The following is an 11,775-nucleotide window of genomic DNA, read 5'->3' as shown; positions in this document are numbered from 1 at the left end:
TGTCCCTGCTCGCCCTCGTCCGCGGTGAACCGGCGCCGCGCACGGAGGAGGGCCTCCGCTACGAACTGGTGCCGCGCGAGTCCAGCGGGCCGGCCAGGTCCGGCCGATGAGACAGGCCCGGGTGTCTCGCCGCGTCGTCCTCTCCCGGCCTCGCGTTCGCGTACGACCCGGAGCTCGATGACGCCCGGCGGTCCGGCGAGCGTCCGGCACCGCGGCCCGAGGACCGGCGTGAGACCGCCGGCCTTTCCCGGGGGGACGGCGCCCGCGGGGTCTCGCACGCGGGGGCCGCCCTTCCGGACGGCCCCCGGTCCCGGCCGATCGGGTCACCGTGGCCGGACGCCGCCCGCGCCGCACGCGCGGGCCGCGATGATCGTCAGAGCGTCCACTTCTGGTTGGCCCAGCCGTTGCAGTCCCACAGCTGCACCCTCGTGCCGTTCGACCCGATGGTGTTGAGGTCGGCGTCCAGGCAACGCCCGTTGGCGAGGCTGTAGATCGTGTGGCTGACCGCGTCGTAGATCCACTTCTGGTTGGCCCAGCCGTTGCAGTCCCACAGCTGCACCTTCGTGCCGTTCGACCCGATGGTGTTGAGGTCGGCGTCCAGGCAGCGCCCGTTCTTCCTGCTGCGGATCGTGTGGCTGGTCACGTCATAGGTCCAGGACTGGTTGGCCCAGCCGTTGCAGTCCCACAGCTGCACCCTCGTCCCGTTGGGGCCGATGGTGTTGAGGTCGGCGTCCAGGCAACGCCAGTTGCTGTGCGTGCGGATCGGCCCCCAGGGAGTGGACGTCGAGGTCGAGGCCTCCGCCGGAGCGGAGACGAGAGCCGCGCAACCGAGCGTGACCGCCGCCAACGACGCCGACATCCTGAACTTCCGTCGCATCACTCTTGCTCTCCTTCATGCGTTCTACGGGGACGGAGAGCCACGGGCGTCACCGGAGGGGAACCCGCCTCCCGCTCCGGCCCGCCCGCCACCACGCGCACTGCTCCCGTGAGCGCGCCCGACGGCTACTCTCCGTAGCAGAAGCTACACGCACGGAGATCGATTCCCGGCTGATGACACGACGGGTGATCACACGGCCACCCGGTGACACGGCGACCGGCGACCGGCGACCGGCGAGTGCCCGCGCTGCGGGCCACGGCACCACGGCCGCCGGCGGCACCGCGGGTGACACACCGCGACCCGCGACGCGGCCGCCCGCGGTGCCGCGGGCGACGTCAGCCGGAGGCCGCGCCGGACGCTCCGGCGACGCCCGCCGGGCCTACGCGGCCGGGCCGCCCGCCTCGCCGAGCCGGGTCAGGCGCCGGACCGCCTCGTCGATGACCTCGTCCTTCTTGCAGAAGGCGAAGCGGACGAAGTGACTCCCCCGCTCCGGGTGGGCGTAGAAGACCTGGGTGGGGATGGCGACCACGCCCGCCAGGGACGGCAGCTCGCGGGTCAGGGCGAGGCCGTCGGCGAAGCCGAGCGGGCGGATGTCGGTCTGCACGAAGTAGGTGCCCTGGGGGCGGTAGACGTCGAAGCCCGCCGCGGTCAGCCCGGCGGCCAGGCGGTCGCGCTTGGACTGCAGGTCCGCGCGGAGCGCGGAGACCCAGTCGAGCTCGTGGCGCAGGCCGTGGGCGACGGCGAGCTGCCAGGGCGCGGCGGCGGTGAAGGTGAGGAACTGCTTGACGGTCTGGACGGCGCGGACGAACTCGGGCGGGGCGCAGATCCAGCCCGTCTTCCAGCCGGTGACCGAGAAGGTCTTGCCCGCCGAGGAGATCATCACGGTGCGCTCGCGCATGCCGGGCAGCGTGGCCGGCGGGATGTGCTCGACGCCGTCGAAGGTGAGGTGCTCGTAGACCTCGTCGGTCACGGCGACCAGGTCGCGCTCCCGGCACAGCAGGGCGATCTCCTCCAGCTCCGCGCGGGTGAAGACCGTGCCGGTGGGGTTGTGCGGGGAGTTGACCAGGATCGCCCGGGTGCGCGGCCCGGCGGCGGCGCGCAGCTCGGCGGGGTCGAAGGTGAAGCGGCCCTCGGCCGGGCGCAGGGTGACCGGGCGGAGCACCGCCCCGGCCAGGGCCACGGAGGCGGCGTAGGAGTCGTAGTACGGCTCGAAGGCGATCACCTCGTCGCCGGGCTCGCACAGCGCGAGGATCGCCGCCGCGATGGCCTCGGTGGCGCCGACGGTGACGAGGACCTCGCCGTCGGGGTCGTAGTCGAGGCCGTAGTGGGCCTTGCGGTGCTCGGAGACGGCCCGGCGCAGCTCGGGGACGCCGGGGCCCGGCGGGTACTGGTTGAAGCCGTCGCGGATCGCCGACACCGCGCGCTCCAGCATCGCCGCGGGCCCGTCGGTGTCGGGGAAACCCTGCCCCAGGTTGATCGAGCCTGTCCGTACGGCCAGCGCCGACATCTCGGCGAAGATCGTCGTGCCGAACTCGCGCATCCGCGCCACCAGAGGATCGCTCACGCGCTCCAGCGTAGCCGCGGGCCCGCCGCCGCTCGCCGCGACCACGACGCGCGGCGGATCCGGCCCGTCGTACGAGCCCACCGGCCGCTTCCGGCCGGTCGGACCATCACCGCCGAGCGGGTGCGGCGAAGCCGCGGAGCACATCGGCGATCTCGTCGACCTCGGTGAGCTTGCCCGAAGCGACGGCGATGACAAAGTCGTAGGCCTCGTCATCGCCGGTGTCGACCGTCCGCCCGTTCCATGCCAGGAAGACAACCGTCGCCACCCAGGCCACACGCTTGTTTCCATCCACGAACGGATGGTTGGTGGCCAGCGAATGGATCAGGGCCGCGGCTTTGGTGAACAGGTCCGGATACGCTTCCTGCCCGAACATGGCCGCCTGCGGCCTGTGCACAGCGGAATCGAGGAGACCCAGGTCGCGGAGCTCCGGCGTGGCCCCGATGGCCAGCTCGGCGAGATCAAGAACCTGCTCCAGCGTGAGATGACGGATCATTCGGCAAGCCGGTCCAGAACGGGCTTCCACCGGCGCACGACCTCTACCCCGAGCCGGTGAACTTCCTCGTCATCGGAATGACGCGCCAGGTATTCGTCCACGGCGGACAGCACCACCTGCTGCATGCTCCGCCCTTCCCTCTCCGCACGCCGTCGGAGGGCATCGGTCTGCTCATCGGAAAGCCGCAATGTCATCGCCATGCTCCCATCGTATGGTGGATTAGGTATCACTGTGATACCACCGCCGGGAGCATATACATGCTTACATCTCGTTGCGGTTCTCTTTCGCAGAGTGATGCCATCAGGTTGGGGCGTTCGTATCTTTCCTGGTGAAGAACCCGCCCGAGCCCGGAGCTGTTACGTTTCTCGGAAAGCGCGGTGAGGGGGCGTGGCGGTGCTGGTGGTTCACGGAGCCTGGGTGGGTGACAGGCTGGCGCTCTGGGCGGAGGATCCGGCCGGGCCCACCGTGAGCGCCTCCCGGGCGAAGGTCCGCCCGCACCCGTTCGCGGCCCCGGCGGCGGATCTGCTCGACGCCCTGGAGCTCTGGGGGGACGCCGCGGCGGCGGCCGTGGCCAAGGCCGTCGTGGAGGAGCTCGTCCTGCTCCTGCCCGGTTCGGCGCGGAGCCCGCTCCCCTCCCCCGAGTCCGGGATGGAGGTCGCCGCGCGGCAGCCGAAGATCGGCTCCTGGCGGGTGCCCGCCCTGCTGGTCGAGCCGGGCGCGGCGCTGGACCTGCTCGGCCACGTCGACGGGATCGCCCACCTCCCCGCGGAGGCGTACGAGCCCGACGAGTTCCCCGGGGAGACACGCGAACCCGGCGAGCCCCCCGGGGAGACGCGCGAACCCGGTGGGTCCGCGGGCGGGGGTCCGCGGGCGCCGCTGCCCGGGGCCTCCCTGCGGTACCTCGCCGTCGTCGCGGCGTACGCCCGCGCCCTGGTCCGCCGCGGCCGGGTGCTGCCCCAGCTCGTCGCCGAGGGCGACGGCCACGCGGCGCGGTGGCGGCCGGTGCTGACCGGCCCCTACGCCGCCCGCATCGGCGAGCTCGCCGCCGCGGCGCCCCCGGTCTGCCGGGCCGTCGCCGAGGAGCGGCCCTCGGCACACGTGCTGATCGAGGCCCTGGCCTGCCTGGCCGACGCGGCCGTGCGGCGGGCGCTCCCCGACCGCCTGCTCGGCGGCCGCCGGCCGGGGCCGCGCGGCCCGCTGATCGACCGCTGGCTGGTCGCCCTCACCGGAGAGGACGCCGCGCTTCCCGGCCTGACCCGTGCCGCGGCGGACAAGGTGGCCGAGCCGCTCCGGGAGTGGTTCAGGTCGGCGCACCGGCTCGACGGCCCGGTCAGGGTGTGCTTCCGCCTGACCGAGCCCGAACACGACCCCGGGAGCCTCCCCGAGCCCGCCCCCGGAACCGGTCCCGGACCGGGCGGCGACCTCGTCGCGGAGTACGGCGGCCGACCGGCGCCGCCCCGGGACGACGGCCCGGACGACCGCTCCCGCTGGCGGGTGGAGTTCGCCGTCCAGTCGTCGGAGGATCCGAGCCTCTACCTTCCCGCGCCGCTCGTCTGGGCGGGCGAGACCGCGCCCGGCCTGCCCGGTCGCCCCGACGAGGCGCTGCTCGCGGGGCTCGGCCGGGCGGCCCGGCTCTACCCCGAGGTGGAGGAGGCGCTGCGCGGTCCCCGGCCGTCGGAGCTCGTCCTCGACACGGCGGGCGCGTTCGCGTTCCTCCGCCACGCCGCCCCGCTCCTGCAGGCGGCCGGGTTCGGCGTGCAACTGCCCGCCTGGGCGGGCCGGACGAGGCTCGGGCTCAGGCTCACCGCCCACACCAGGAAGACCGGCCCGGGAGCCGCCGCCGACCAGGGGTTCGGGCTGCACCGGCTCGTGGACTTCCGCATGGACCTGGCGATCGGCGACGAGACGATCAGCGAGGAGGAACTGGCCGAGCTGGCCAGGCTCAAGGTGCCGCTGGTCCGGGTGCGGGGCCGCTGGGTCGAGCTGGACGACCGGCAGCTCGGCGCCGCGCTGAAGGCGATGGAGCGGCGCCGGGCGGGCGAGATGACGGTCGGCGAGGTGATCCAGGAGGTCGTCCACGGCGGCGACGACGAACTGCCCCTCGTCGGGGTGGACGCCGACGGCCTCCTCGGCGACCTGCTGTCCGGCGAGGCCGACCGCCGCCTCGAACCGACCTCGACCCCGGCCGGTTTCCACGGGACGCTCCGGCCGTACCAGGAGCGCGGGCTCTCCTGGCTCGCTTTCATGTCGGAGATCGGGCTCGGCGGCATCCTCGCCGACGACATGGGTCTCGGCAAGACCGCCCAGACCCTGTCCCTGCTGCTCGACGAGCGCGACGGGCACGCGACGGGCCCCCGGCCGGGGCCGACGCTGCTGGTCTGCCCGATGTCCCTGCTCGGCAACTGGCAGAAGGAGGCCGCCCGGTTCGCCCCGTCGCTGGACGTCTACCTGCACCACGGCGCCGCCCGGCTGCGCGGGGAGGAGCTGGCCCGGCGGGTGGAGCGGGCGGATCTCGTCCTCACCACGTACGGCACCGCCCTGCGGGACCGGGAGGTCCTGGCCGGCTTCGACTGGGCGAGAGTCGTCTGCGACGAGGCGCAGGCCATCAAGAACAGCGCCGCCCGGCAGGCGCAGGCCGTACGGTCGCTCCCGGCGAGGAGCAGGTTCGCGCTGACCGGCACGCCGGTCGAGAACCACCTGGCGGACCTCTGGTCGCTCCTGGAGTTCTGCAACCCCGGGCTGTTCGGCTCGGCCAGGGCGTTCCGGGAGCGCTACCAGGAGCCGATCGAGCGGCACGGCGACGAGGTGGCGACCGCGGCGCTCCGGCGTGCCACCGGGCCGTTCGTGCTGCGGCGCCTCAAGACCGACAAGGCGATCATCTCCGATCTGCCGGAGAAGATGGAGATGAAGGTCTGGTGCAACCTCACGCCCGAGCAGGCCACCCTCTACCAGGCCGTGGTCGAGGACATGATGAGCAAGATCGCCGACAGCGAGGGCATCGAGCGGCGGGGAAACGTGCTCGCCGCCATGGCGAAGCTCAAGCAGGTCTGCAACCACCCGGCGCACCTGCTCAAGGACGGGTCGCGGCTGGCGGGCCGGTCGGGCAAGCTGGCCCGGCTGGAGGAGCTGGCCGAGGAGATCGTCGGCGAGGGTGACAAGGCCCTGGTGTTCACGCAGTACGCCGAGTTCGGCGCGCTGCTCCAGCCGTACCTCTCGGCGCATCTGGGCCGCCCGGTGCTCTGGCTGCACGGGGGCCTGCCGAAGAAGCGGCGCGACGCCCTGGTGGAGCGGTTCCAGCACGACGACGAGCCGATGCTGTTCCTGCTCTCGCTCAAGGCGGCGGGCACCGGGCTCAACCTGACCGCGGCCGGCCATGTCGTGCACGTGGACCGGTGGTGGAACCCCGCCGTGGAGAACCAGGCGACCGACCGGGCCTTCCGGATCGGCCAGACGAAGAACGTGCAGGTCAGGAAGTTCATCTGCGTCGGCACCCTGGAGGAGCGGATCGACGAGATGATCGAGCGCAAGCAGGCGCTCGCCGAGAGCGTCGTCGGCACCGGAGAAGAGTGGATCACCGGCCTGTCCACCGACCGGCTGCGCGAGCTGTTCCGCCTCGGGCCGGAGGCCGTCTCATGAGCGGGACAGGCTGGTTCGAGCCCTCCCGGCCCATCCGGGTCGAGGGCGGCATCCGGGCGCGCAGCACGCGGGGCTCGATCGGCGAGCGGTGGTGGTCGCGCCGGTTCGTCGACATCCTTGAGCGCGTCTGCGACAAAGGCCGGCTCGGCCGGGGGCGCTCGTACGCGCGCTCCGGCCAGGTCCTCGGCCTGGAGATCGGCCCGGGGCTGGTCACGGCGCGGGTTCAGGGGTCCCGGCGCACTCCCTACCGGGTCAGGGTGGGGATCGCGGCCTACGACGCCGGCCAGTGGCGCGACCTCACCGTTGCGCTGGCCGCGCAGGCCCTCTACCGGGCCAAGCTGCTCGCCGGGGAGATGCCGCCGGAGATCGAGGCCGTCTTCCGCGGGTGCGGCCTGCCGCTCTTCCCGGATCAGCGCGGCCTGGACATGGACTGCTCGTGTCCCGACTGGGGCTTCCCCTGCAAGCACCTGTCGGCCGTGCTGTACGTGCTGGCCGAGGCGTTCGACGACGATCCGTTCCTGGTGCTGGCCTGGCGGGGCATGGCCAGGGACGCCCTGCTCGCCGCCCTCCGCGAGGCGGGCGGCGGGGCCGCCGACGACGCGGGTGGCGCGGGCGGCCCGGGGCTGTTCGACGTGGCCGATACGCCGTTCGCCGACCGGCTGGCGGACTTCTACGAGCCGGGCGTCTCGCCGGCCCGCCTGCGGGAGCGGACGGGACTGCCCGGCACGCCGCCCGACCTGCTGCTGCGTGCCCTCGACCCGCCGCCGCTCGCGGCACGGCGCGTCCCGATCCCGGATCTCCTGCGGCCCGCCTACCAGACCCTCGCCGAGAGCGACGACGCCTGAGGCGAGGTCCCCCGGCGCGTCCCGGGAGGGTGCCCCTCGGACGCGGGAAAGCACCCCGACGCGGGAAAAGGGCGGGCACCCATGGAGGGTGCCCGCCCTTTCCGGTGACGGGAGACGGGACCGGCCACGACCGGAGCCGGCCGGAGCGGAAACCACCCCGCGACCCGGACCGGGGCCCGCGCCCGCGCTCTCCGGTCAGACCGCGGCCAGGGCCGCCTCGGACTCGAGGACCGTCGCGACGGCGTTGACGACCGCCGCGATCTTGATCCCTTCCTGGATCTGCTCGCGGGACATGCCCGACTCGCGCAACACCCGCTCGTGCGACTCCAGGCACCGGCCGCAGCCGCCGATCGCGGAGACCGCCAGCGACCAGAGCTCGAAGTCGAGCTTCTCGACGCCCGGGTTGCCGATGATCGTCATGCGCAGCTTGGCCGGCATGGTCTCGTACGTCTCGTCACCGATCAGGTGCATGGACCGGTAGTAGACGTTGTTCATCGCCATGATCGCGGCAGCGCCGCGAGCGGCCCTGAACGCCTCGGCGGACAGGATGTCGGCCGCCTCGGCGGAGACCTCGGCGATCACGCGGGCCGACCTGGTGGCCAGCGCGCAGGCGAGCAGCGTCCCCCAGAGCTGCTGCTCGCTCAGCGAGGAGGTGGTGACCAGGGATCCCAGGTTGAGCTTGATGTCCTTCGCGAAGTCGGGAAGGGCGCTCTTGAGGTTGTCGATCGACATCAGACCCCGGCCAGCAGCTGCTGCGCGTTCAGACCGGCCTCGCCCTTGTTCCAGTTGCACGGGCAGAGCTCGTCCGACTGGAGCGCGTCGAGGACGCGGAGGACTTCCTTGACGTTGCGGCCGACCGAGCCCGCGGTCACCATCGTGAACTGGATCTCGTTGTTCTGGTCCACGATGAAGGTGGCGCGCTGGGCCACGCCGTCCTTGCCGAGGATGCCGAGCGCCTGGGAGAGCTCCCGCTTGACGTCCGACAGCATCGGGAAGGGCAGGTCACGCAGGTCGGGGTGGTTCTTGCGCCAGGCGTGGTGGACGTACTCCGAGTCGACGGAGAAGCCCAGGACCTGGGCGTCGCGGTCGGCGAACTCCTCGTTCAGGCGGCCGAACTCGGCGATCTCGGTGGGGCAGACGAAAGTGAAGTCCTTCGGCCAGGCGAAGTAGACCTTCCACTTGCCCTCGTAGGTCTTGTGGTTGATCTCCGCGAAGGCCTTGTCCGCGTCCAAAGCGACGCAGGCGGTCAACTCGAACTCGGGGAACTGGTCACCGACGGTGAGCAAGTCCGGATCTCCTTTCGGGAGGACGTCGTTGTCGGGATCCACTCTCTCGCACTTACCATTGATCCACTAAATCGATCCGGCAGACGACTCTGAGAGGTGTTTCCTATCAGTGATCCCGCGCCCACCCTCGCCCAGCTGCGTGCCTTCCTCGCGGTGGCCGACCATCTCCACTTCCGGGAGGCGGCCGTCTCGCTCCGGATGAGCCAGTCGGCCCTGTCAAGCGCGGTCTCGGCGCTGGAGGAGACCCTGCACACACAGTTACTGGAACGTACCACCAGGAAGGTGCTGCTGACCCCGGCCGGCGAGCGGGTGGCGGTGCACGCCGCGCGGGTCCTCAAGGCGGTGGAGGACCTGGTCGGCGAGGCGGCGCACAGCCGGGAACCGTTCAGCACCCCGGTGCACATGGGGGTGATCCCCACGGTGGCGCCGTACGTGCTCCCGGCGCTGCTGCCGATGTTCTCGCGGAGGTTCCCCCGGCTCAAGCTGACCGTGCACGAGGCGAAGACCGAGACGATCCTGGAGGAGCTGCGCGAGGGCCGCCTGGACCTGGTGCTGCTGGCGCTGCCGACCGAGGCGTCCGGGCTGGTCGACGTGCCCCTCTACGAGGAGGACTTCCTGCTCGCCGTACCGGAGGAGCACCCGCTGGCGCGCGGAACCGGGCCACTCACCCGCGACGTGCTCAAAGACCTGGACATCGTCCTGCTCAACCAGGGGCACTGCCTGCGGGAGCAGGCGATGGACATCTGCCGCGAGGTCGGCGCGCGGGCCACGGCGGCGACCTACGCGACCAGCCTGCCGACGCTGGTCCACCTGGTCGTGGGCGGCCTCGGGGTGACCCTGATCCCGGAGTCGGCGGTGCCGGTGGAGACGGGCAAGCACGTGCGGCTGGCACTGCGTCGTTTCCGGGCCCCGGCGCCGGGCCGCACCATCGGGCTGGCCTACCGGGCGAGTTCCGGCAGGGCCGCGGAGTACACCCGGCTGGCCGAGGCCGTCCACACCGCCCTCGGCGACCGGCGGCTTCCCGTCCGCATGACACCGCGGGAGCAGTGGTGACCGGCCCCGGGTGACGTGGTCGACGCGCGCCACGCCGAAGCGGGCGGCGTGGCGCCCGGCCCACCCGGAGTCGTCGGGCGGCGACCGGCGGAAACGGCCGCCCGGACTACCCGACGCGCCCGGCCGCGGAGACGGCCGATCCGGAAGGCGCCGCCGCGGTCACGGGACCGGCCGGGCCCGCCGGGCCCGCCTCGCGGGGACTCCCGGGGGGGGCGGCGGACCGCCCCCGCCGCCGCGTTCGCCTATGCGGGATTCGTCGCGTGGTGGTACGTCTAGTTTCTATGACCCGAAGACTTCACGAGCTCGACGCGCTCCGGGGCTTCGCGGTGTGCGGGATCATGGTGGTCAACACCTGGCAGCACGCGCGTGGGCCCCTGAAGCCGCACGAGCGCGGCATGGTCGACTGGGCGGTCGAGAACCTGTTGCAGAGCCGGTTCTATCCGATCTTCTCGTTCCTGTTCGGGCTGAGCTTCGTGCTGTTCCTGAGGTCGGCGGCCGAGCGGACCGAGCAGCCCCGGGCCGTGCTGCTGCGCAGACTGGTGGCGCTGGCGGGCTTCGGGCTGGTCCACCAGGTCGTCAACTCGGGCGAGGTGCTCCTGCCGTACGCGATCTTCGGGGTGCTGGTCCTGCTGCCCGCCTCCTTCGCCCCCCGGTTCGCGGTGCTGGTGCTCGGGGTGGCCCTGACCGTGTGGGCGGTGCACCAGGGGGGTGGGGTGCTCCTCATCCCCGGCCTGTTCGCGCTGGGGATGGCGCTGATGGAGTACGCGCCCCCCGAGCGGCTGCTGCCGCCGGTGTTCCTGGTGAGCGCGGTGCTGGGGGCGGTGCTCACCTGGCTGTGGATCCGCACCATGAGCGACTTCTCGCTCTTCTACCGGGGGACCTACCCGGCCGCCGGGCTGGCCGCCGCCACCGCGTACTGCACCGGGCTGCTGCTCCTGCTCCGGACCCGGCTGCGCGAACCGCTGCTGACGGCGCTGAGCCCGCTCGGGCGGATGGCGCTGACCAACTACCTGATGAGCACCCCGATCATCCTGCTCTCCCTGCCGCTGCTCGCCGCGGACCCGACCGGGATCTCCGTGCCGGCGCTCGCGGCGGCCGTGCTGGCGTTCCAGATCGCGTTCAGCCGGATGTGGCTGGCCAGGTTCAGGTACGGGCCGCTGGAATGGGCGTGGCGGAGCCTCACGTGGATGGAACAAGTACCAAACCGACGGGTAGGGTCACATCCGTGACACGCATCGCCCTGTGCCAGATCCCGGTCTCCACGGAGCCCGCCGCCAACCTGGACCGCGCCCGTGAGGCCCTCGAAGCCGCCGCCGCGGCCGGCGCCGGCCTGGCCGTCCTCCCGGAGGCCACGCTCACCCGGTACGGCAAGCGGATCACCGATCTCGCCGAGCCGCTGGACGGGCCCTTCGTCAGCGGGCTGGCCGAGTCGGCGCGGGCGCACGGCCTGGCGGTGATCGCCGGGACCTTCGAGCCCGGCGACGGCAGGGTCCACAACACCACGGTCGCCATCGGCCCCTCGGGAACGATCGAGGCGACCTACCGGAAGATCCACCTCTTCGACTCCTTCGGCGCCCGCGAGTCCGAGCTGGTCATCCCGGGCGACACGCCGACGGTGGTGGAGCTGGCCGGGCTCCGGGTGGGCCTGGTCACCTGCTACGACATCCGCTTCCCGGAGCTGGCCCGGGCCCTGGTGGACCAGGGGGCCGAACTGTTCGCGGTGATCGCCGCGTGGGGGTCGGGGCCGATGAAGGAGGAGCACTGGACGACCCTGGTGCGGGCCCGGGCGATCGAGAACACCACCTGGGTCGCGGCCGTGGGCCAGGCGCCGAACCCCGAGGCGCGCGACGGCTTCGGGATCGGCCGGAGCATGCTGGTCGACCCCATGGGGGTGGTCCGCGCCGAACTCGGCCCGACGCCCGCCGTCCAGACGGTCGAGATCGACCCTCAGATCACGATTGCCACCCGGAATGCCCTACCGTGCCTGGAACACCGGCGGCTCCAGGCCGGCAGATCGTAAA

Annotated in this window: 11 protein-coding genes; 5 read left to right on the top strand and 6 right to left on the bottom strand. The window is 72.5% G+C overall.

The genetic code is table 11. The features are described from left to right. Positions 1-373: 373 nt before the first annotated feature. From ABD841_RS24995 to ABD841_RS24980, 4 genes are all read right to left on the bottom strand, one after another. Positions 374-877: an RICIN domain-containing protein gene (locus tag ABD841_RS24995; protein ID WP_344976510.1), complete on the bottom strand. Its 504-nt coding sequence runs from the start codon at positions 875-877 to the stop codon at positions 374-376. A 379-nt stretch (positions 878-1,256) separates the two neighbouring features. Continuing rightward, positions 1,257-2,441 (bottom strand): pyridoxal phosphate-dependent aminotransferase, encoded by a 1,185-nt coding sequence (locus tag ABD841_RS24990; protein ID WP_344976507.1) that lies wholly within the window; start codon positions 2,439-2,441, stop codon positions 1,257-1,259. A gap of 106 nt (positions 2,442-2,547) precedes the next feature. Beyond that, positions 2,548-2,934, bottom strand: coding sequence for a type II toxin-antitoxin system death-on-curing family toxin (locus tag ABD841_RS24985; protein ID WP_344976504.1), 387 nt, complete (start codon positions 2,932-2,934; stop codon positions 2,548-2,550). Continuing rightward, positions 2,931-3,134 (bottom strand): FitA-like ribbon-helix-helix domain-containing protein, encoded by a 204-nt coding sequence (locus tag ABD841_RS24980; protein WP_344976501.1) that lies wholly within the window; start codon positions 3,132-3,134, stop codon positions 2,931-2,933. Before ABD841_RS24980 ends, ABD841_RS24985 begins: the two co-directional genes overlap by 4 nt. Positions 3,135-3,351: 217 nt before the next feature. On the opposite strand from ABD841_RS24980, the gene ABD841_RS24975 reads away from it, so the two are divergent. Further along, entirely contained in the window at positions 3,352-6,570 is a 3,219-nt protein-coding gene (locus tag ABD841_RS24975) for a DEAD/DEAH box helicase (protein WP_344976499.1), read from the top strand. Further along, positions 6,567-7,415 carry an SWIM zinc finger family protein gene (locus ABD841_RS24970; protein ID WP_344976496.1) on the top strand — a complete coding sequence of 283 codons (849 nt, stop codon included), beginning with the start codon at positions 6,567-6,569 and terminating at the stop codon, positions 7,413-7,415. The genes ABD841_RS24975 and ABD841_RS24970 overlap by 4 nt, the downstream gene beginning before the upstream one ends. Positions 7,416-7,610: 195 nt before the next feature. On the opposite strand, the gene ahpD is transcribed toward ABD841_RS24970, so the two are convergent. Together ahpD and ABD841_RS24960 are read right to left on the bottom strand one after the other, a co-directional pair. Further along, positions 7,611-8,147 carry an alkylhydroperoxidase, AhpD family gene (ahpD, locus tag ABD841_RS24965; protein ID WP_344976493.1) on the bottom strand — a complete coding sequence of 179 codons (537 nt, stop codon included), beginning with the start codon at positions 8,145-8,147 and terminating at the stop codon, positions 7,611-7,613. After that, positions 8,147-8,701 carry a peroxiredoxin gene (locus ABD841_RS24960; RefSeq protein ID WP_344976491.1) on the bottom strand — a complete coding sequence of 185 codons (555 nt, stop codon included), beginning with the start codon at positions 8,699-8,701 and terminating at the stop codon, positions 8,147-8,149. The genes ahpD and ABD841_RS24960 overlap by 1 nt, the downstream gene beginning before the upstream one ends. Positions 8,702-8,797: 96 nt before the next feature. On the opposite strand from ABD841_RS24960, the gene ABD841_RS24955 reads away from it, so the two are divergent. The 3 genes from ABD841_RS24955 (at position 8,798) to ABD841_RS24945 (ending at position 11,774) form a co-directional block, all read left to right on the top strand. Next, entirely contained in the window at positions 8,798-9,754 is a 957-nt protein-coding gene (locus tag ABD841_RS24955) for a hydrogen peroxide-inducible genes activator (RefSeq protein WP_344976488.1), read from the top strand. Between the two features lie 281 nt (positions 9,755-10,035). Next, positions 10,036-10,983 carry a DUF418 domain-containing protein gene (locus ABD841_RS24950; RefSeq protein WP_344976485.1) on the top strand — a complete coding sequence of 316 codons (948 nt, stop codon included), beginning with the start codon at positions 10,036-10,038 and terminating at the stop codon, positions 10,981-10,983. After that, complete coding sequence (locus tag ABD841_RS24945; RefSeq protein WP_344976482.1) at positions 10,980-11,774, top strand: carbon-nitrogen hydrolase family protein; 795 nt, start codon at positions 10,980-10,982, stop codon at positions 11,772-11,774. Before ABD841_RS24950 ends, ABD841_RS24945 begins: the two co-directional genes overlap by 4 nt. Position 11,775: the final 1 nt, after the last annotated feature.

The sequence above is a fragment of the Streptosporangium fragile genome, from assembly GCF_039534445.1.
GTDB classification, from domain to species: Bacteria; Actinomycetota; Actinomycetes; order Streptosporangiales; family Streptosporangiaceae; genus Streptosporangium; species Streptosporangium fragile.
The sequence above is the reverse complement of the archived record's forward strand: the minus strand, read 5'-3'. Positions and strand labels throughout refer to the sequence as shown.

Coding starts and splice junctions, on each gene's coding strand:
- ABD841_RS24995 (WP_344976510.1), bottom strand. CDS start 877: ATGCGACGGAAGTTCAGGATGTCGGCGTCGTTGGCGGCGGTCACGCTC.
- ABD841_RS24985 (WP_344976504.1), bottom strand. CDS start 2,934: ATGATCCGTCATCTCACGCTGGAGCAGGTTCTTGATCTCGCCGAGCTG.
- ABD841_RS24980 (WP_344976501.1), bottom strand. CDS start 3,134: ATGGCGATGACATTGCGGCTTTCCGATGAGCAGACCGATGCCCTCCGA.
- ABD841_RS24970 (WP_344976496.1), top strand. CDS start 6,567: ATGAGCGGGACAGGCTGGTTCGAGCCCTCCCGGCCCATCCGGGTCGAG.
- ahpD (WP_344976493.1), bottom strand. CDS start 8,147: ATGTCGATCGACAACCTCAAGAGCGCCCTTCCCGACTTCGCGAAGGAC.
- ABD841_RS24950 (WP_344976485.1), top strand. CDS start 10,036: ATGACCCGAAGACTTCACGAGCTCGACGCGCTCCGGGGCTTCGCGGTG.